Source organism: Microbacterium hydrocarbonoxydans, assembly GCF_000956475.1.
GTDB classification, from domain to species: domain Bacteria; phylum Actinomycetota; class Actinomycetes; order Actinomycetales; family Microbacteriaceae; genus Microbacterium; species Microbacterium hydrocarbonoxydans_A.
In genome coordinates, this window is record NZ_JYJB01000005.1 from 39610 (window position 1) to 59779 (window position 20170).

21 protein-coding genes are annotated in these 20170 nt (G+C 68.2%); 6 read left to right on the forward strand and 15 right to left on the reverse strand.

From position 1 onward, the window contains the following. Positions 1-37: 37 nt before the first annotated feature. From ald to RS84_RS02480, 5 genes are all read left to right on the forward strand, one after another. Positions 38-1129, forward strand: a complete 1092-nt coding sequence (ald, locus tag RS84_RS02460) for an alanine dehydrogenase (RefSeq protein ID WP_045256189.1) — start codon at positions 38-40, stop codon at positions 1127-1129. Positions 1130-1291: 162 nt separating this feature from the next. Beyond that, positions 1292-2686, forward strand: coding sequence for an MFS transporter (locus tag RS84_RS02465; RefSeq protein WP_045256190.1), 1395 nt, complete (start codon positions 1292-1294; stop codon positions 2684-2686). Positions 2687-2695: 9 nt separating this feature from the next. Next, the gene (locus RS84_RS02470; RefSeq protein WP_235281364.1) at positions 2696-4243 is read left to right on the forward strand and encodes an FAD-dependent oxidoreductase; all 1548 of its coding nucleotides are present in this window, start codon (positions 2696-2698) and stop codon (positions 4241-4243) included. Next, on the forward strand, positions 4240-6324 hold the full coding sequence (locus tag RS84_RS02475) for a molybdopterin oxidoreductase family protein (RefSeq protein ID WP_045256191.1): 2085 nt from the start codon (positions 4240-4242) through the stop codon (positions 6322-6324). The genes RS84_RS02470 and RS84_RS02475 overlap by 4 nt, the downstream gene beginning before the upstream one ends. Before the next feature lie 10 nt (positions 6325-6334). Then, positions 6335-7537, forward strand: a complete 1203-nt coding sequence (locus RS84_RS02480) for a pyridoxal phosphate-dependent aminotransferase (protein ID WP_045256192.1) — start codon at positions 6335-6337, stop codon at positions 7535-7537. A gap of 124 nt (positions 7538-7661) precedes the next feature. On the opposite strand, the gene RS84_RS02485 is transcribed toward RS84_RS02480, so the two are convergent. From RS84_RS02485 to RS84_RS02505, 5 genes are all read right to left on the reverse strand, one after another. Then, on the reverse strand, positions 7662-8063 hold the full coding sequence (locus RS84_RS02485) for a VOC family protein (protein ID WP_045256193.1): 402 nt from the start codon (positions 8061-8063) through the stop codon (positions 7662-7664). A gap of 137 nt (positions 8064-8200) precedes the next feature. Further along, positions 8201-9340 carry a UDP-N-acetylmuramate dehydrogenase gene (locus RS84_RS02490; RefSeq protein ID WP_045256194.1) on the reverse strand — a complete coding sequence of 380 codons (1140 nt, stop codon included), beginning with the start codon at positions 9338-9340 and terminating at the stop codon, positions 8201-8203. Continuing rightward, positions 9340-9738: a MaoC/PaaZ C-terminal domain-containing protein gene (locus RS84_RS02495; RefSeq protein WP_045256195.1), complete on the reverse strand. Its 399-nt coding sequence runs from the start codon at positions 9736-9738 to the stop codon at positions 9340-9342. The genes RS84_RS02490 and RS84_RS02495 overlap by 1 nt, the downstream gene beginning before the upstream one ends. After that, on the reverse strand, positions 9738-10193 hold the full coding sequence (locus RS84_RS02500; RefSeq protein WP_045256196.1) for an FAS1-like dehydratase domain-containing protein: 456 nt from the start codon (positions 10191-10193) through the stop codon (positions 9738-9740). Before RS84_RS02500 ends, RS84_RS02495 begins: the two co-directional genes overlap by 1 nt. Positions 10194-10202: 9 nt before the next feature. Beyond that, positions 10203-11021, reverse strand: a complete 819-nt coding sequence (locus RS84_RS02505; RefSeq protein ID WP_045256197.1) for a sulfite exporter TauE/SafE family protein — start codon at positions 11019-11021, stop codon at positions 10203-10205. Positions 11022-11186: 165 nt separating this feature from the next. Here RS84_RS02505 and RS84_RS02510 point away from each other — a divergent pair, with 165 nt between their 5' ends. Next, positions 11187-12761, forward strand: coding sequence for an AMP-binding protein (locus RS84_RS02510; RefSeq protein WP_045256198.1), 1575 nt, complete (start codon positions 11187-11189; stop codon positions 12759-12761). A gap of 69 nt (positions 12762-12830) precedes the next feature. Here the strand turns inward: RS84_RS02510 and rplQ are convergent, their stop codons facing one another. The 10 genes from rplQ to secY all read right to left on the reverse strand — a co-directional run bounded on the left by rplQ (position 12831) and on the right by secY (position 20086). Next, a complete protein-coding gene (rplQ, locus tag RS84_RS02515) occupies positions 12831-13391 on the reverse strand; it encodes a 50S ribosomal protein L17 (protein WP_045256199.1) in 561 nt (186 codons plus the stop codon). 34 nt (positions 13392-13425) lie between these two features. After that, the gene (locus tag RS84_RS02520; protein WP_045256200.1) at positions 13426-14415 is read right to left on the reverse strand and encodes a DNA-directed RNA polymerase subunit alpha; all 990 of its coding nucleotides are present in this window, start codon (positions 14413-14415) and stop codon (positions 13426-13428) included. Positions 14416-14572: 157 nt separating this feature from the next. Then, the gene (gene rpsK, locus RS84_RS02525) at positions 14573-14971 is read right to left on the reverse strand and encodes a 30S ribosomal protein S11 (protein WP_017829189.1); all 399 of its coding nucleotides are present in this window, start codon (positions 14969-14971) and stop codon (positions 14573-14575) included. 32 nt (positions 14972-15003) lie between these two features. Next, positions 15004-15378, reverse strand: a complete 375-nt coding sequence (gene rpsM, locus RS84_RS02530) for a 30S ribosomal protein S13 (protein ID WP_045256201.1) — start codon at positions 15376-15378, stop codon at positions 15004-15006. A 161-nt stretch (positions 15379-15539) separates the two neighbouring features. Next, complete coding sequence (gene rpmJ / locus RS84_RS02535) at positions 15540-15656, reverse strand: 50S ribosomal protein L36 (RefSeq protein WP_005050492.1); 117 nt, start codon at positions 15654-15656, stop codon at positions 15540-15542. Between the two features lie 66 nt (positions 15657-15722). Continuing rightward, positions 15723-15944: a translation initiation factor IF-1 gene (gene infA / locus RS84_RS02540; protein WP_005050493.1), complete on the reverse strand. Its 222-nt coding sequence runs from the start codon at positions 15942-15944 to the stop codon at positions 15723-15725. A 163-nt stretch (positions 15945-16107) separates the two neighbouring features. Further along, positions 16108-16818, reverse strand: coding sequence for a DsbA family protein (locus tag RS84_RS02545; RefSeq protein WP_045256202.1), 711 nt, complete (start codon positions 16816-16818; stop codon positions 16108-16110). Between the two features lie 502 nt (positions 16819-17320). After that, a complete protein-coding gene (gene map, locus RS84_RS02550; protein WP_045256203.1) occupies positions 17321-18169 on the reverse strand; it encodes a type I methionyl aminopeptidase in 849 nt (282 codons plus the stop codon). Between the two features lies 1 nt (position 18170). Next, positions 18171-18767, reverse strand: a complete 597-nt coding sequence (locus tag RS84_RS02555; RefSeq protein WP_045256204.1) for an adenylate kinase — start codon at positions 18765-18767, stop codon at positions 18171-18173. Beyond that, a complete protein-coding gene (secY, locus tag RS84_RS02560; protein WP_045256205.1) occupies positions 18764-20086 on the reverse strand; it encodes a preprotein translocase subunit SecY in 1323 nt (440 codons plus the stop codon). The genes RS84_RS02555 and secY overlap by 4 nt, the downstream gene beginning before the upstream one ends. Positions 20087-20170 lie beyond the last annotated feature (84 nt).

The window sequence follows — 20170 nt, forward strand, 5'->3', positions numbered from 1 at the left end:
GATCCTGGCTGCACCGCCGCCACTGTCAGGAGGATCGATGAAGATCGCCGTGCCCACCGAGGTCAAGAACAACGAGAACCGCGTCGCGCTCACCCCCGCCGGCGCCGATCGCCTCGTCCACGAGGGACACAGGGTGCTCGTGCAGTCCGGTGCCGGACTCGGCTCGCGCATCTCCGACGACGACTACCGCGCCGTCGGTGCGGAGATCCTCGACACGGCCGAGGAGGTGTGGGGCGACGCCGAACTCCTCATCAAGGTCAAGGAGCCGACGCCTGCGGAGTACGGCTTCCTGCGAGACGATCTCACGCTCTTCACCTACCTGCACCTGGCCGCCGATCGCGCCCTCACGACCGCGCTCGTCGACGCCGGCACGACCGCCGTCGCCTACGAGACGGTGCAGCTGCCCGATCGCAGCCTGCCGCTGCTGGTGCCGATGAGCGAGATCGCGGGCCGACTCTCGGTCACGATGGGCTCGTACTCGCTGCTGCGCTCGAACGGCGGACGCGGCATGCTGCTGGGCGGCATTGCGGGCGCCCCTCGGGCGAAGACCGTCGTGATCGGGGGCGGCGTCGCCGGCGAGCACGCCGCAGCGAACGCCCTGGGCCTCGGCTCGCAGGTCACCGTGATCGACATCTCGCTGCCGCGCCTGCGCGAGCTCGAGCACCGCTACGGCGGCGCGCTGCAGACCAGGGTCTCCAGCCGCTACGACATCGCCGAGGAGCTCTCCACCGCCGATCTCGTGATCGGATCGGTGCTGATCCCCGGGGCTGCGGCACCCAAGCTCGTGACCGACTCGATGGTCGCCGCGATGAAGCCCGGCTCAGTGCTGGTCGACATCGCGATCGACCAGGGCGGATGCTTCGAGGGCTCGCGTCCGACCACTCACGACGACCCCACCTTCGCCGTGCACGACTCCATCTACTACTGCGTCGCGAACATGCCCGGCGCGGTGCCGGAGACAGCCACGCGGGCGCTCACGAACGCGACGATCCCCTACGTCTCGGCGATCGCCGGCAAGGGATGGGCGCGCGCGGCATCCGACGACTCCGCCCTCGCGAAGGGACTGAACGTGCAGGGCGGGCGCATCACGCTCGACGCCGTCGCTCACGCGCACGGTCTCGCGGCCTGACGCTTCGTTACAGGCGTGTTTCGTCTTTCTCCTGTGCGAGACGCCCCCACGGTGATGGAGATGTGACGCCCCCGTAAAGTCTCTGCCGCACGCCCGGAACACCTCCCCCATAGCGTGGCCGATACGCGATCCCGCGTGAGCGCCACCCTACGGAGGTCTGCCATGGCAACATCCACCGACACCCTGCGCACGATCGATGCGGCATCCGGAGCCCTCGCCGAGCGCCCCGGACGCTGGCTCGACGGCTGGAACGCCGAGAACACCGAGCAGTGGGAAGCGCGAGGACGCGCGATCGCGAAGCGGAACCTGGGCTGGTCGATCTTCGCCGAGTTCCTCGGCTTCGTGATCTGGCAGCTGTGGAGCGTCGTCGTCGTCATGCTCCCCGCCGCCGGATTCGCCCTCACCAGCGGCGAGCAGTTCTGGCTCATCTCCCTCCCCACGCTCGTGGGCGCGACCCTGCGCATCCCGTACACCTTCGCCGTCGCCCGCTTCGGCGGCCGCAACTGGACGATGGTCTCCGCAGGCCTGCTGCTGATCCCCGCCATCCTGCTCGGCATCGTCGTCCAGCATCCCGACCTCCCCTTCGGCGTCCTGCTGCTGGTCGCGGCGCTCGGCGGCGTCGGCGGAGGCAACTTCGCAAGCTCCATGGCCAACATCACCTACTTCTTCCCGCAGAAGGAGAAGGGCTGGGCGCTCGGCCTCAACGCGGCGGGCGGCAACCTCGGCGCGGCCGTCGCTCAGTTCACCGTGCCGATCGTGGTCACTCTGGGAGCCGCCGGCACTCTCAACCTCAGCCTCGCCGGCTGGCTGTGGGTGCCGCTGATCCTGCTGGCGATGTGGGGCGCGTGGAGGTTCATGAACAACCTCTCGACCGCCAAGACCGACTTCGCCGGAGTCGCGGCGGCACTCCGCGAGAAGCATCTGTGGATCATGGCATTCCTCTACATCGGCACCTTCGGCTCGTTCATCGGGTTCGCGGGCGTCTTCCCGAAGCTGATCGCCGACCAGTTCCCGGAGTTCTCGACGCTCTCGATCGGCACGGCGAGCGTGGGCCTGGCGTTCCTCGGCGCTCTGACCGGCTCGCTCGCCCGCCCGTACGGCGGCAAGCTGGCCGACCGCATCGGCGGCGCCCGCATGACGATCGCCGCCTTCACACTCATGATCGCCGCGACGGTCGCCGTGATCCTCACCCTGCCGTTGCGCAGCTTCTGGCTGTTCCTCGGCCTGTTCCTCGTGCTGTTCGCAGCGACAGGCATCGGCAACGGCGCGACGTACCGCATGATCCCGTCGATCTTCGCGGCCCGCGGAGCCGCGATGGCCGGTTCCGAGCACGCCGTCTCGACCCAGCGGCAGGGCGCCGCGGCCGTCGGCATCATCTCGGCGGTCGGCGCCTACGGCGGCTTCCTCATCCCGCAGGTGCTCAACGCGTCTCAGGCGACCACCGGCCACTACGACGCGGCGTTCTGGGGCTTCGTGGTCGCATACGCCGTGATGGCGACGGTCACCGCGGTGATCTATCTGATCCCGCGGGCCTCGCTCGACCGCCGGATCGTCTGAGGGCCGCGCGTGTCGCCTCTGAGAGTCGTGCTGGTCGGCTTCGGGCCCGTCGGCGCACGGTTCGCCGAGGAGCTCCTGCCTGCGGTGGAAGACGGTCGCGTTCACCTCACGATCATCGGCGCGGAGACCCACGACCCCTACAACCGCATCATGATCGCGGAGTATGCCGCGGGCGAGACCACGAGGGAGGCGCTGACCACGGCCCTCGCCGCCGACTTCACCGCCGCAGGGGCGGCCGTGCGCACCGGACACCGGGTCGCTCGCATCGACCGCGAGCACGACGAGGTCGAGATCGACGGCGGCGAGCGCATCCATTACGACCGGCTCGTGATCGCGACCGGCGCCCGCTCGAACGTACCGTCGCTCGACGGCCTCGATCGTCTGGGCCGAGACGCGGCCGGCCTGGACGAGAGCCTGACCGAGGGCGTCTGCGTCGTTCGGAGCCTCGAAGACGCCGAGCGGGTCAAGCGCGTGGTCGACGCGGGCGGCCGAGTGGTCGTGCTGGGAGCGGGCGTGCTCGGGATCGAGTTCGCCCTGCTGATGGCGGCCGCAGGGGCGATCCCCCAGCTCGCGCACTTCGGGCCGATGCCGATGCCACGGCAGCTCGATCGCGGCGCAGCCCACGTGCTCTCGCGCGCGCTCGACGCGGCCGGAGTCGCAGTCGTTCCCCATATGCGCGCCGAGGGCATCATCGCCAAGGACGTCGACGGCGTCCGGTCGTTCCGCGCCCTGGTCTCCAGCGACGGCAAGCGCGTCGAGGGCGACCTGCTCGTGCTCTCCTGCGGCGTGCAGCCGCGTGCCGAGCTGGCGGCGGATGCCGGACTGCGCGTAGGACGCGGCATCCTGGTCGATGACCGCCTGCGGTCGTGGAGCGATCCGCGTATTCACGCGATCGGAGATGTCGCGCACATCGCCGACGCCGAGGCCTATGCGCACGAGCGCGATGTGCCGGGTGGGCCGTCCGGGCTGGTCGGTCCCGGCTGGCGCCAGGCCGACTGGCTCGCGGCATCGATCATCGCCGAGCTCGACGGCGAACAGCATCCGGCCTTCTCCGAGGAGGTGCCAGGGGTCGTGCTCGTCAAGGCGAGCCAGGTCGATCTCGTGTCGGCGGGCGACGTGCACGCCGACCCGTTCGCGCCCACCCCGGCAGGAGAACAGCCCCGCGAGGTCGCACTGTGGGCCGACCCGCAGCACGGCACCTACGTGAAGATGACGACGACCGACGGCGTGCTCGACGGCTTCGTCGCTGTCGGGATGCCGCGCGCCGCCGCCGAGCTCGCGGTGCTCTACCAGCGCAGGGGCGAGCTTCCGAGCGACCGTTCGCTGCTGCTGCGACTGGACTCCGCAGAGGCCGCGGTGCCGACTGCACAGGGTCGCGATGCGACGATCTGCATGTGCAATGCGGTCACCGCGGGTCAGATCGAGGATGCCGTGGCCGAGCATTCGTGCACCACGGTCGAGGACGTCGGCCGGTGCACGCGCGCAGGAACCGGGTGCGGCGGATGCCGGGCGCGGATCTCCGACATGCTGACCCAGCTCGAGGTCGCCCCCGCATGACCGCCGCCGACACGCACTGCCCGTACTGCGCGCTGCAGTGCGCGATGACTCTCACCGCCACGCCAGACGGACGGCTGCCGGTGGAGGTCTCCGGACGCGACTTCCCGACCAACCGCGGGGGTCTGTGCAAGAAGGGCTGGACGTCGGCCGAGTTGCTCGCACGCGGCGACCGGCTCACCGCTCCCCTCATGAAGCAGCCGGACGGCTCCTTCGCCGAGGCCTCGTGGGACGAGGTTCTCGACCGGATCGCGGATTCCGTCCTCACGCTGCGCGAGAAGCACGGCCCCGACGCGATCGGCGTGTTCGGAGGCGGCGGGCTCACGAACGAGAAGGCGTATCAGCTCGGCAAGTTCGCCCGCATCGCGCTGCGCACGCGGCTGATCGACTACAACGGCCGCTTCTGCATGTCGTCGGCGGCAGCCGCGGCGAACCGCGCGTTCGGGCTCGACCGCGGTCTGCCGTTCCCGCTGGCCGATCTGGACACCGCCGACACCGTACTGGTGCTCGGCTCGAACATGGGCGACACCATGCCGCCGTTCGTACAGCATCTGCAGGGGGCTCGGGCGCAGGGCGGGCTCATCGTGGTCGATCCTCGTCGCTCGACGACGGCGAGGCTCGCCGACGACGGAGCGGGGATGCATGTGCAGCCCGTGCCTGGCACGGACCTCGCTCTGCTGCTCGGGATCGCGCACGTCGTGATCGCTGAAGAGCTGTACGACCGCGACTACGTCGACGAGCGCACCGTCGGCTTCGCGGCCGTGCGACGGTCGGTGGCGTCCTGGTGGCCCGCCCGCACGGAGTCGGTCACCGGCGTCCCCGCCGAGACGATCCGCGCGCTCGCGCAGCGCCTGGCAGGGTCGTCGTCGGCCTACATCCTGACCGGACGCGGCGTGGAGCAGCACGTCGACGGCACCGACACCGCCACCGCGGCGATCAACCTGGCCCTGCTGCTCGGTCTCGTCGGGCGGCCCGGCTCGGGCTACGGCACGCTCACGGGACAGGGCAACGGGCAGGGCGGCCGCGAGCACGGGCAGAAGTCCGACCAGCTCCCCGGCTATCGCAAGATCACCGACCCGGCCGGTCGTGCGCACGTCGCGAGGGTGTGGGGCGTCGATCCGGCCGACATCCCGAGCGCCGGCGTGCCCGCGGTGCAGCTGCTGGCACGGTGCGGGATCGACGGCGGAGTGCGGATGCTGATGGTGCACGGCGCGAACGTGGTGGTCTCGGCGCCCGATGTGTCGCAGGTGCGCGCGGCGCTCGGGCGGCTCGACCTGCTCGTGGTGAGCGACTTCTTCCTGTCCGAGACGGCGCAGCTCGCCGACATCGTCCTACCGGTGCTGCAGTGGGCCGAGGAAGAGGGCACCATGACGAACCTCGAGGGCCGCGTCATCCGCCGTCGCCGTGCCGCCACCCCTCCTCCTGGCGCGCGCAGCGAGCTGTGGATCATGCGAGAGCTCGCCGCGCGCCTCGGCGCCCCCGGCACCTGGTCGCTCGATCCTTCGGAGGTGTTCGACGAGCTCGCCCGAGCATCCGCCGGCGGTCTCGCCGACTACTCCGGCCTCTCGCACGCTCTGCTCGACTCCGGTGCCGAAGCGCATTGGCCCTACCCGGCGGGATCGTCGGGGACGCCTCATCTCTTCCGCGACCGCTTCGCGCACGACGATGGTCGCGCCCGCCTCGTCGCGGTGCGCTCCCGGCGGCAGGAGACGCCGCGGGGCTCGGAACTCAGCCTCATCACGGGACGACTGCTCACGCACTACCAGTCGGGCACGCAGACCCGGCGCGTGGCGGAGCTCAACGACCCGACTCCGCGGATCGTCGCGCAGCTGCATCCGGTGACAGCGCGCGACCGAGGCATCGCCGCGGGCTCCCGCATCCGTCTTCGCAACGTCCGCGGCGTCGTCGACGCCGAAGTGGCCGTCACCGAGGACATCCGCCCCGACACGGTCTTCCTGCCCTTCCACTATGCGGGCGCCGAGAGCGCCAACCTGCTCACGAGCGCGAAGACCGACCCCCACAGCTCGATGCCGGAGTTCAAGAACGCCGTCGTGACGGTCGAGGCGATCGCGGGCGCCGAGTAGCATTCTCAGTGTGACCGAACGCGCACCCCTCTCCCGCAAACTGTCCGCCATCGCCGAGTCCGCGACTCTGAAGGTCGACGCCAAGGCCAAGGCCCTCAAGGCCGAGGGCAAGCCCGTCATCTCGTACGCCGCCGGCGAGCCCGACTTCGCGACGCCGCAGTTCATCGTCGACGCCGCGGCCGAGGCCCTGGCCGACCCGGCGAGCTACCGGTACACACCGGCTCCCGGCCTTCCGGCGCTCCGCGAGGCGATCGCCGCGAAGACGCTGCGCGATTCGGGTCTCGAGGTCTCCCCCGGTCAGGTCATCGTCACCAACGGCGGCAAGCAGTCCGTCTACCAGGCCTTCCAGGCCGTCGTGAACCCGGGCGACGAGGTCCTGCTGCCGGCTCCGTACTGGACCACCTACCCCGAGGCCATCCGTCTCGCCGACGGCACCCCCGTCGAGGTGTTCGCCGGCGCCGACCAGGAGTACAAGGTCACCGTCGAGCAGCTCGAGGCCGCGCGCACCGAGCGCACGACGGTGCTCGTGTTCGTCTCTCCGTCGAACCCGACCGGTTCGGTGTACACGGCCGAGGAGACGAAGGCGATCGGCGAGTGGGCCGTCGAGCACGGCATCTGGATCATCTCCGACGAGATCTACCAGAACCTCACCTACGAGGGAGTCAAGGCGACGTCGATCGTCGAGGCGGTTCCCGAGGCCGCGAACCAGACCATCCTCGTCAACGGCGTCGCGAAGACCTACGCGATGACCGGCTGGCGCGTGGGTTGGATGGTGGGGCCTGCCGACGCCATCAAGGTCGCGGGCAACCTGCAGTCGCACCTGACCAGCAACGTCAACAACGTCGCCCAGAAGGCCGCGCTCGCCGCGCTCAACGGACCGCAGACCGAGGCCGAGCAGTTCCGCGAGGCGTTCGACCGCCGCCGCCGTCTGATCGTCTCCGAGCTGTCGAAGATCGACGGCCTCGTCGTACCGAACCCGCTCGGCGCGTTCTACGTCTACCCCGACGTGCAGGGCCTGCTCGGTCGCACCTGGGGCGGCGTGACGCCGACCACCTCGCTCGAGCTTGCCGATCTGATCCTCGACCAGGCCGAGGTCGCGGTCGTTCCCGGAGAGGCCTTCGGCCCGTCGGGATACATCCGCATGTCGTACGCCCTCGGCGACGACCAGCTCCTCGAGGGAGTGCAGCGCCTGCAGCGCCTGTTCTCCGCCTGACTCCGGGCTCGCTCGCATCCGCCGAGACCCCGGCTTTCTGTCCAGACCCCGCCCTGCCGACGTCGGCACGGCGGGGTTTCGGCGAAAGGACGGGGTTTCGACGCGTCGGGTTCGGACGAGCGAGTCAGTCCTCGGGGTGGAATCCGATCAGCCAGCGGATGCCGTAGCGATCCACCAGGGTCCCGTCGAAGTCGCCCCAGGGCCTCGCCTGCAGCATGTCGATGACCCGTCCGCCGGCGGCGAGCTGATCGAACCAGCTGGTGAGGATCGTGGCATCCGCGGTTCCCAGCAGCGACAGGAACATCCCGCCCATCTGCACCGCGTCGTCGTCGGCGCCGGCATCGGCTCCGGCGATCTCGACGAGCCCCGAGAGCTGACCGTGCGCGATCGCGTCTCCCGGACCGTCACGACGGCCCGCTGCGGCGTAGTCGAGCATCTGCAGCTCGCCGCCGAAGACGCCCTGATAGAAGTTCAGAGCCTCCGCCGCGTTGCCGGGGAACAGCAGGTAGGGAATGAGTCCGCTCATGCCGCGAGTGTACGCCCCGACGCGGTTCCCGTCAGTCGGGCACGGCGCTGCGGTACCGTCGTGGCTTTCCCTCGCCGAGATCGATCAGGCGCCGCATCCGACGCAGTTCGATGGGCGCGCCGAGCAGCGCGTGCTGCCTACAGCTCGACGCCGACGAGCACGGGTTCAGGCTGCAGCACGAGGCCGAACTCGGAGTGCACGCGGCTCTGGATGAAGCGCGCCAGCTCGGAGACCTCGGCCGCGCTCGCTCCCCCGCGGTTGGTGAGAGCGAGAGCGTGCTTGGTCGACACAGAGGCGCGGGAGCGCGGCAGCTTGAATCCCTTGCGGATGCCGGCCTGCTCGATCAGCCACGCCGCGCTGACCTTGACCTCGGCCGGTGCGGGCGCGACTGCCGGCTGCGGAACCAGGCCGTCGAACGACGCGAGCGGGATCACCGTCACGGCATCGAGGTCGGGGGTCACCGGCCACTGCGGGCACTCGGGCGGGAGCGCCCGCGCGACGCTCTCCGGGACGATCGCGTTCTGGAAGAACGAGCCGACGCCGTGCGTGTCGGGGTCGTTCTCATCGAGAAGCATGCCCTTCGACGCGCGTGTGGCGAGGATGCGCTCGCGCACCCAGCTCAGCGGCACAGGCTCGTCGCTGTCGAGGCCGAGGGCGCGACGCAGCTGCTCGCCCCGCACGATGCGCTGTTCCGCGACGAGCAGGTCGACCGTGATCGAGAGGATGACGGCTCGCCGCGCGGGCACGCTGCCATAGTGATGCTTGAACACCGAGGTGCGGAATCCGAGACCGAGATCGGATGCCGGCACCGTGACGATCATCTCGGAGGCGTGCTCGTCGATCAGCTCGACCTCGACCAGGGTCTCCTGGACCTCCTGGCCGTAGGCGCCGATGTTCTGGACAGGGGCCGCCCCGACCGTGCCGGGGATGCCGCTCATCGCCTCGAGACCCGCATATCCGTGCTCCACGGCGTAGGCGACCAGGTCGTCCCAGCCATGACCGGCCTGCGCACGCAGACGGATGCGGCCGGGATGCGGAGAGGGCAGCTCCTCGATGCCGCGTGTGAGGACGCGGATGACGGTGCCTTCGAACGGCTCGTCCCCGACGAACAGGTTCGACCCGCCGCCCAGCACGAACCAGTCGTCTCCCCGCGACCAGACGTCCTGCAGCGCGTCGACGAGTCCGGCGGTCGTCGTCGCCTCGAGCATGCGCTCAGGGGCGGCGCCTGTCCGCAGTGTGGTGAGCGCGGACAGGCGGATCGGCTCGACCTCGCGCATCAGATCGCGACGCGCAGCTGCGCCTTGACGAGCACGGTCGCGTCGCCGAACGTGACCTTGAGGTCGATGCGAGCGGCCGTCTCCTCGACCGCTCCGACGGTCGCGAGCACGTGCACGTCGGCGCCGGTCTCAGGGTCGACGACGACGGGCTTGGTGAACCGCACGCCGTAATCGACGATGCGGGCGGTCGGCTCGAGGGCCGCCACGACGACAGACGAGGCGATGCCCATCGTCAGCATGCCGTGCGCGAGCACCCCCGGCAGGCCGACTTCGGCGGCGACGTCGTCGCGGTAGTGGATGGGGTTGAAGTCTCCCGAGGCACCTGCGTAGCGCACGAGCGACTCGCGGGTCAGGTGCACGGTGCGCTCGGCGATGACGTCTCCGACGGTGAACGGCATCAGGCTGCTCCCTCTTCCGAGCCGACCAGCAGGACGCTGGTGGCCGTCACGACGTGACTGCCCGCGGCATCCGTGATCTCGGCCTCACTCGTGATCATCGCGTTCCCGCCCATCATGCGGATGCCGGTGACCGTGAGGCGGCCGGTGAGCTCGTCTCCTGCGACGATCGGACGCGTGTAGGCGAAACGCTGCTCCGCGTGAATCGTACGGGCCAGCACGATGCCGGAATCCGGCTCGGCGAGCAGCTGCTGCAGAGTCTGATCCTGGATGACCATCGCGAAGGTCGGCGGTGCGACGACGTCCGCGAAGCCCGCCGCCCTCGCGGCTTCGACGTCGGTGTGCTGCGGCGCGTCGGCGAAGACCGCGCGAGCGAACTCGCGCACCTTCTCACGTCCGACGAGGTAGGGGGCGGTCGGCGGGAACTCCCGGCCGATGAGATCTTGGTTCACTGCCACCCCTCGATCCTACTTTCCCCGCGTACCCGGGCCCGCCGATGGCCGCCCCTTGATCGCCTTCATCGCCATCTGCGCGGCGATGACGACGAGGTACGCGGCGAAGAGCACGTTTCCGGTGAGCGGATCGATCAGCGTCGCGAGCCATGCGCCGAGCGCGGTGGTGGTGCACGCAGAGACGCCGATCAGCGCGGCTGCCACGAGGTCGACGTTGTGATTGCGGAGGTTGCCGATGGTTCCGGACACCGCGGTCGGGATCATCATCAGCAGCGAGGTGCCCTTGGCGACGAGGTCGCTGGTGCCGAACGCGATCATCATCGCCGGCACGACGATCACTCCGCCGCCCACGCCGATCAGTCCGGCGATCACTCCGGTCGCGACGCCGAGGGCGACGAGGGAGATGCCGCTCAGCCAGTTGAGGTCGAAGTCCGCGTCACGGGATGGGATCACGAGGAAGAGCGTCACGATCACGATGAGGAGGAAGACCACGAACGCCCAGCGCAGAGCCGTCTGCGAGATCTTCGGCAGCAGCCGCGTGCCGATCTGCGCACCGACCACCGATCCCGCGGCCAGGATCAGTGCCGGCACCCAGGCGACGGAATCGTGCACGGCGTAGGAGATGACTCCGACCGTGGCGGTGGGGATGATCGCGGCGAGCGAGGTACCTGCGCCGAGTCGCTGGTTGAAGTGCAGAAGCAGCACGAGCAGGGGAACGATCACCGTGCCACCGCCGACGCCGAAGAGTCCGGAGAGGAGCCCGGCGACCAGGCCGATGCCGACGAACGATGCGTAGGCGCGGGGCCCGCGGCTCAGGCTCTGGACATCGCTCACGATTCCACCCTACTCGCGCGCATGGTCACCCCAGGCCCTCCTCCGGTCACCGCGCCGTCTGCGCCCGCGACCGCCGCGAAGAATCCGTGAGACCGGATGCCTCCTTGTGCGACACTGGATCGCAGCGGACAGTGGCGTCCGCAGACCCGGATCGAAGGAGATCTCATGGTTCGCAGCCCCTACCCCGACGTGGAGATCCCCGACGTCTCCATCCACGAGTTCCTGTTCGGAGATCTCGACGAGTCACGCCTCGATGCCATCGCGCTGGTCGACGGCATGAGCGGCGCCACCACGACCTACCGGCAGCTGCTCGGGCAGATCGACCTCTTCGCCGGCGCTCTCGCCGCACGCGGAGTCGGAGTCGGCACCACGGTCGCCGTGCTGTGCCCGAACGTCCCCGCTTTCGCGACCGTGTTCCACGGCATCCTGCGCGCAGGCGCCACCGCCACCACGATCAACTCGCTGTACACGGCTGAGGAGATCGCGAACCAGCTGTCGGATGCCGGGGCGACATGGCTCGTCACGGTCTCTCCGCTGCTGGCCGGAGCACAGGCCGCGGCCGAACGCCTCGGCATCGACGCCGATCATGTGATCGTGCTCGACGGCGCTGAGGGTCACCCCTCGCTTCCGCAGCTTCTGGGCGAGGGTCACGGCGCGCCGGACGTGTCCTTCGATCCGGCCACTCACATCGCGGTGCTGCCCTACTCCTCCGGCACGACCGGGCGTCCGAAGGGAGTCATGCTCACTCACCGGAACCTGATCGCCAACGTGTCGCAGTGCCGGTCCACGATCTCGCTCGCCGACGACGACCGTGTGCTCGCCGTGCTCCCGTTCTTCCACATCTACGGCATGACGGTCCTGCTCAACTTCGCGCTTCGGCAGCGGGCGGCGCTTGTGACGATGCCGAAGTTCGACCTCGTCGAGTTCCTTCGCGTGGTGCAGGAGCACCGCACCAGCTGGGTCTTCATCGCGCCGCCGATCGCGGTGGCCCTGGCGAAGCATCCGCTCATCGATCAGTACGACCTGTCCGCGATCAAGGTGATCTTCTCGGGCGCCGCTCCGCTCGACGGGTCGCTCGCCTCTGCCGTCGCCAACCGCCTCGGCTGCGTGGTCTGCCAGGGCTACGGCATGACCGAGACCAGTCCCGTCACGCACGCCATCCCCTACGACCGCCCGGAGATCGACCGCTCCTCGGTGGGGATGCTGCTCGCCAACACCGAGGCCCGTCTCCTCGCAGAGGACGGCACCGACGTCGAGATCCCGCCCGAGGGCGTCAGCGATCCAGGCGAGCTCCTCATCCGCGGCCCGCAGGTGATGAAGGGCTATCTCAACCGCCCCGATGCCACGGCGGAGATGCTCGACGCCGAGGGCTGGTTGCACACCGGCGATGTGGCGACGGCGACGCACGAGGGCGTCTTCCGCATCGTCGATCGCCTCAAAGAGCTCATCAAGTACAAGGGCTACCAGGTCGCGCCGGCCGTGCTCGAGGCGGTGCTGCTCGAGCATCCGTCGATCGCCGACGCCGCCGTGATCGGCGCGCCCGACGAGGACGGCCAGGAGGTGCCGCGGGCCTACGTCGTCGTGCAGCCGGGCGCGGAGCTGGACGCGGATGCCGTGATGGCCCACGTCGCCGCACACGTCGCGCCGCACGAGAAGGTGCGGCAGGTGGTGTTCATCGACGCCATCCCGAAGTCGGCCTCCGGAAAGATCCTGCGCAAAGACCTCCGCGCACGCGCCTGAGCCATCGCAGACGCGAAGAAGCCCGTCACCCCGAACGGGTGGCGGGCTTCTTCGATGCGAGCGAGATGCTTACTCGGACTTCTCCTCGACAGCGTCCGCGGCGGCAGCCTCGGCTGCTTCGCCCTCGGCCTGCGACTCGGCGCCGGCGTCCGCGGCCTCGTCCACGGGAGCCTCCTCGACGGGAGCCTCCTCGACGACCTCAGCCGGCTTCTCAGCCTTCTCGGCCTTGGGAGCTGCGGCCTTCTTGGTCGACTTCGCCTTCGGGGTGACGGGCTCGAGAACGAGCTCGATCACGGCCATGGGAGCGTTGTCGCCCTTGCGGTTGCCGATCTTCGTGATGCGGGTGTACCCGCCCTCACGGTCGGCGACCAGCGGAGCGATCTCGTTGAACAGCACGTGAGCGGCGTCCTTGTTGGAACGCAGCACCGTGAGCGCGCGACGACGCGCGTGCAGGTCGCCGCGCTTGCCGAGCGTCACGAGACGCTCTGCGAGCGGACGCAGGCGCTTCGCCTTGGTCTCGGTCGTGGTGATCGACTTGTGCGTGAACAGCTGCGCGGCGAGGTTGGCAAGCAGCAGGCGCTCGTGGGCGGGGCCGCCTCCGAGGCGGGGACCCTTGGTGGGCTTGGGCATAATCGTCTAACTCCTGGTCAGGAAAGGTCGGGTATCAGAAGGACTCGTCTTCGCTGCCGCCGTAGAAGTGGGCGCCGTCGAAACCGGGCACCGAATCCTTGAGCGACAGACCGAGCGAGATGAGCTTGTCGCGCACCTCGTCGACCGACTTCTGGCCGAAATTGCGGATGTTCATGAGCTGCGTCTCCGACAGGGCGACGAGCTCCGAAACGGTGTTGATGCCTTCACGCTTCAGGCAGTTGTACGAGCGCACAGACAGGTCGAGGTCCTCGATCGGCATCGACAGCTCGCTGGAGTTCACAGCCTCCACCGGCGCCGGGCCGATCTCGATGCCCTCAGCCTCGACGTTCAGCTCGCGTGCGAGGCCGAACAGCTCGGTGAGCGTCTTCGCAGCCGAGGCGACGGCGTCGCGCGGGCTGATCGAGTTCTTGGTCTCGACGTCGAGGACGAGCTTGTCGAAGTCGGTGCGCTCACCGGCACGAGTCGCCTCGACGCGGTAGCTGACCTTGAGAACGGGCGAGTAGATCGAGTCGATCGGGATCTGACCGGCCTCGGCGTACTCGTTGCGGTTCTGCGTCGCCGAGACGTAGCCGCGGCCACGCTCGATCGTGAGCTCGAGCTCGAACTTCGCGGTGTCGTTGAGGGTCGCGATGACGAGCTCGGGGTTGTGCACCTCGACACCGGCGGGAGCCGAGATGTCGGCGGCGGTGACTTCGCCCGCACCGGTCTTGCGCAGGTACGCCGTGATGGGCTCATCGCGCTCACTCGAGACGACGAGCTGCTTGATGTTGAGGATGATCTCGGTGACATCCTCCTTCACGCCGGGGATGGTGCTGAACTCGTGCAGCACACCGTCGATGCGGACGCTGGTGACAGCGGCGCCGGGAATCGACGACAGCAGGCTGCGACGAAGCGCGTTGCCGATCGTGTATCCGAAGCCGGGCTCCAGAGGCTCGATGATGAACCGGCTCCGGTTCTCGACGATCTTTTCCTCGGTGAGTGTGGGACGCTGTGCAATAAGCACTCTGTGTTCCTTTCGATCACATGCCCGCTATATGACATGTGGTGGGGTGAGGTCTTTAGTTGTGACGTTGCCGTCGGGCCCGCGGCCGGGCGCACTGCGCCGGGGGCGGGCAGTGAGTCGCTCGCCCCTTACAGGGCGAGCGACTCACGGAGCCGGATCAGACGCGGCGACGCTTCGGCGGACGGCATCCGTTGTGCGCCTGCGGCGTGACGTCCTGGATCGAGCCGACCTCGAGGCCGGCGGCCTGCAGCGAGCGGATCGCGGTCTCGCGGCCGGAGCCCGGACCCTTCACGAGGACGTCGACCTTCTTGACGCCGTGCTCCGCAGCCTGACGAGCAGCGGACTCGGCAGCCATGCCGGCGGCGTACGGGGTCGACTTGCGGGAGCCCTTGAAGCCCACGCCACCCGACGAAGCCCAGGCGATGACGGCGCCGGACGGGTCCGTGATCGAGACGATCGTGTTGTTGAACGTCGACTTGATGTGGGCCTGGCCCAGCGCGATGTTCTTCTTTTCCTTGCGGCGCGGCTTGCGCGCGGCGGCCTTGGGTGCAGCCATGAAAATGTTCTCCTAGTCCCTGGGGCCGCTGCTTAGCGGGCCTTCTTCTTGCCGGCGACGGTGCGCTTCGGGCCCTTGCGGGTACGGGCGTTGGTCTTGGTGCGCTGACCGCGGACCGGGAGACCACGACGGTGGCGGATGCCCTCGTAGGAGCCGATCTCGACCTTGCGGCGGATGTCTGCTGCGACCTCGCGGCGCAGGTCACCCTCCACCTTGTAGTTGCCTTCGATGTAGTCGCGAAGAGCGATGAGCTGGTCGTCGGTGAGGTCCTTCACGCGGATCGACTCGTCGATCTCGGTGGCCTTGAGGATCTCGACCGAGCGGGTACGGCCGACGCCGTAGATGTAGGTAAGGGCGATCACCACGCGCTTGTCGCGCGGGATGTCAACGCCGGCAAGACGTGCCATGCGGTTCTCCTGGATGTTGTGGAGGTGTGGAGCAGGATCGGTGCTCGGGCCTCCGCCCCGAGGTGTCGGCTCCGATCCCCTCAGCTCCCCTCTGGGGCGCCGAATGTGTCGAAGCGTCTGATCCTGCCGTGTGTATTGAGTTGTAAGTCAGATCGGAAAGATCAGCCCTGGCGCTGCTTGTGGCGCGGGTTGCTCTTGCAGATGACCATGACGCGGCCGTGACGACGGATCACCTTGCAGTGATCGCAGATCGGCTTGACGCTGGGGTTGACCTTCATGATGTGTTCCTGTTCGCTGTCTTCACCGGGCAGGCAGGGTTGCCTGGGGTGTTACTTCTCGACCGATCAGCGGTAGCGGTAGACGATGCGACCGCGGGTCAGGTCGTAGGGGCTGAGCTCCACGACCACGCGGTCCTCGGGGATGATGCGGATGTAGTTCTGCCGCATCTTTCCTGAGATCGTTGCCAGAACCTTGTGTCCGTTGGTGAGCTCAACGCGGAACATCGCGTTGGGCAGCGCCTCGGACACGACGCCCTCGATCTCGATGACACCGTCTTTCTTAGCCATAGCCTCGCTGACGCTTCTGCAGACCGGTCGATCTGCGGTGGGTGATTGGGATTGCGATGCCGCACCGACTCGGACACGCCGAATCAAGGCACAAGGCACCAAAGATCTATGATATCCGACGGCCCCGGTTCCAGCAAGCTGAGACCGGGGCCGTCGGCGTGGCTCACTTGTCGGAGCTGTCGCCGTCTGCTCCGGAGCCCGCCGTGCCGGCCTTGGCCAGCACGTCCTCGAGCTTGGTGATCTCGCCCGCCTGCAGGTCGAGACGCTTGCCGTTGACCTCTACGGTCGGCGTGCCCTGGATGTCGTGCTTCGTCGTCTGCGACGCGACGAACGTCTTGTACGTGCCGTCGGCGATGCAGTCTGCCGCAGCGCCTGCACCCGCCTCGTTCGCCAGCGAGGCCAGCTCGTCGTCACTGAGGCCGACCGAGTTCTCCTCGGGCTGGTTCGTGAAGAGCGAGTTGAAGTAGCCGAGAGCGGCATCCGGCGCCTTGTCCGCCACGCAGTACATCGCGCTCGCGGCACGGGTCGAGTACTTGGTGTTCTGCGAGTACCGGTCGAGGATCGAGATCGGGTGGATGTTCAGCGTGATCGCGTTGTCGGCCGCCGCGGTCTGCAGCTGCTCGCCGTACTGATCCTCGAAGTCGCCGCAGATCGGGCACATGAAGTCGACGTAGGTGTCGACCACGTCGTCGCCGGTGCCGAAGGTGATCGCTCCCGTGTCCTTGTCCACGAGCGCGCTCTGGGGCGCCGTGCCAGGGCCCGTCGCCAGCGAGTTCGCCCACCAGACGGCTGCGCCGATCGCCACAAGGACGATCACCACGGCCGTGGACACGCCGACGACGAACCAGTTCGTGCTCTTCTTGGCGACTGCCATTGCTTTCCGATCTGTCGAGGCTCACCCGCGTGAGTCCGGCTTGAAGTCTTCGGGTGTATGCACACCCATGCATCCATTGTGCCTGGTCTTTCCTATGCAGCGGTTGTGTTCGCGCGTCATCGGTCACCTCCTGGTCTCTGCGTGACCTACGCCGCCTCGCGCCGGAGGTCACGCGCGAAGCGGGAGGTCACGCGTGGTGAGGACGTCACGCCCGGCGCAGGAGGCCGCGCGCGGTGCACGACGTCACACGCGACGCAGCAGAGACCACGCGCGAGCTTCCTCTTCTGCACAGAGGTAGCCGCGCCACGATGACACCCGGATCCCTGCACGAACTCCACACCCCAGGCATGGGAAGTCACCCCGTGAGCCGGAACTCACCCGAGACAAGAGAAGTCACGCCGGAAACCGGAACTCACGCATAACGACGGAAGTCACATCGTAAGCAGGAACTCACCGCGAACGAGAGCGGTCACCGGCAAACGTTCCTCTACTCGAACCGCCCCTACGCGAGGGGCGTCGGAACGACGCCGAAGGCGGCGAGGCCTGCGGCACCCCCGTCGGCCGCGGTCAACACCCAGATGCCGTCGGCGTGCACCGCGACGCTGTGCTCCCAGTGCGATCCGTCGGAGCCGTCGATCGTCGAGACCGTCCAGTCATCGTCCTCGACGAAGGTCTCCTCGCCGCCGGCGGTGACCATGGGCTCGATCGCGAGCACGAGACCGGGCTTGATCTCGGCTCCGGGGTCGGGCGTGCGGTAGTTGAACACACTCGGCGGCTCGTGCATCTTGCGGCCGATGCCATGACCCACGTACTCGCGCAGGATCCCGTACGGGCGGCCGGAGACCTCAGACACTCCCTGCGCCTCGATGTAGTCCTGGATCGCGGCGCCGATCTCGCCGATGTGCGAAGCCGAAGCCATCGCGGCGATTCCCGCCCACATCGAGCCCTCGGTCACACGCGACAGCTCCTGGCGCCGGGCGACGAGCGCAGCATCCGCACCACCGGGCACGATGAACGTGCGAGCGCTGTCGCCGTTCCAGCCTTCGAACTGCGCTCCCCCGTCGACCGAGACGATGTCGCCTGCCTCGAGAACGCGCGAACCGGGGATGCCGTGCACCACCTCTTCGTTCACGGACACGCAGATCGTGTGGTGGTATCCGCGCACGAGCTGGAAGTTCGACTCGGCTCCGCGTTCCACGATCACGCGGTTCGCCTCAGCGTCGAGTTCGATCGTCGAGACTCCGGGCCGAACGAGCGGAGCGACGGCGTCGAGCGCCGCGGCCGTGATCAGGCCAGGCTCGAGCATCGATCGCAGCTGAGCCGGCGTCTTGTAGATCGAACGACGGAACATCTCAGACCGCGACGCGGAGTCCGCGTGCGTCGAGAGCGGCGAAGATGCGCTCGGTGATCTCGTCGAGGGTGCCGACGCCGTCGATCGTGTCGACGATGCCGCGCGGGCCGTAGACCGACAGGATCGGGGCCGTCTCGTGCTCGTAGATGTCCAGACGGTGTGCGATCGCCTCAGGCGTGTCGTCCGTGCGGCCCTGCTCCGTGGCGCGCAGCGCAAGACGCGAGATGCTCTCCTCGCGCGGCACGTCAAGCAGGATCACCGCGTCGAGAGACTCACCGCGACCGGCGAGGAACTCATCGAGGTGCTCGACCTGATGCGTGTTGCGCGGGTAGCCGTCGAGCAGGAAGCCCGCTGCCGCGTCGTCCTGCGACAGGCGATCACGCACGATCGCGCTGGTGAGCTCATCGGGGACGAGGTCGCCGGCATCGAGGATCGCCGTGACCTGCTGGCCGAGTTCGGTGCCCTCTTTGATGTTGGCCCGGAAGATGTCTCCGGTGGAGACGACGGGGATGCCGAACGACTCCGCGATGCGCACGCCCTGCGTGCCCTTGCCGGAACCCTGCGGGCCGACGATGAGAAGACGAGCGGATGCGGTCATCGGAGGAGCCCTTCGTAGTGACGCTGCTGCAGCTGTGCATCGATCTGCTTGACCGTCTCCAGACCGACACCGACGATGATCAGGATCGACGCACCGCCGAACGGGAAGTTCTGATTGGCGCCGACAGTCGCAAGGGCGATGAGCGGGATGAGGGCGATCAGGCCCAGGTAGATGGAACCAGGGAGCGTGATGCGGGTCAGCACGTAGTCGAGGTACTCGGCGGTCGGGCGACCGGCGCGGATGCCGGGGATGAACCCGCCGTACTTCTTCATGTTGTCGGCGACCTCGACGGGGTTGAACGTGATCGCCACGTAGAAGTAGGTGAAGCCGATGATCAACAGGAAGTACGCCAGCATGTAGACCGGGTGGTCGCCCTTGGTGAAGTTCGACGTGATCCACGTCACCCATGCAGCAGGGGTCGAGCCGTCCTGCGGGGTGTTGAACTGCGCGATCAGCGCCGGGATGTACAGCAGCGATGAGGCGAAGATGACCGGGATGACACCCGCCATGTTGACCTTGATCGGGATGTACGTGTTCGTGCCGCCATAGGTGCGGCGCCCGACCATGCGCTTGGCGTACTGCACCGGGATGCGTCGCTGCGACTGCTCGACGAACACGACGAGCCCCATCACGATGATGCCGACCGCGATGACCATGAAGAAGATCTCAGGGCTCTTGGTCTGCCAGATCAGCGCCATCGCGCCGGGGAACGTGGCGGCGATCGAGGTGAAGATCAGCAGGGACATGCCGTTGCCGATGCCGCGCTCGGTGACGAGCTCTGCGAACCACATGATGAGGCCCGTGCCTGCGGTCATGGCGATGATGATGAGCAGCTGGGCCCACCACGCCTCGTTCGTGAGCAGGGTCTGGCAGGCGGCGACGTCGGTGTTGCCGAAGAGCTGACCGCTGCGGGCCACGGTGACCAGCGTGGTCGACTGCAGCAGCGCGAGCGCAATCGTGAGGTAGCGCGTGTACTGGGTCAGCTTGGACTGCCCGGCCTGGCCCTCCTTGTGCAGGGCCTCGAAGTGCGGGATGACGACGCGGAGGAGCTGCGTGATGATCGTCGCCGTGATGTACGGCATGACGCCCAGCGCGAAGATCGACAGCTGCAGCAGTGCGCCACCCGAGAAGAGGTTGACGAGTCCGAGCAGGCCGTCGGTCCCGTTGTTCTCGGCGAGACACGCCTCGACGTTCGGGAAGTTCACGAACGGAGCCGGGACATTGGATCCGAGACGGTAGATGGCGACGATCGCCAGGGTGAAACCGATCTTCCGACGCAGGTCGGGCGTGCGGAAGATCCGCGCGATGGCGCTAAACAAGGGCGTTCCTCCTGAAAAGGTTGCCAATCCCTGAGGGATGGCTGAAAGACCAGGGTAACTCAAAAGAGGGGCCGGATTTCTCCG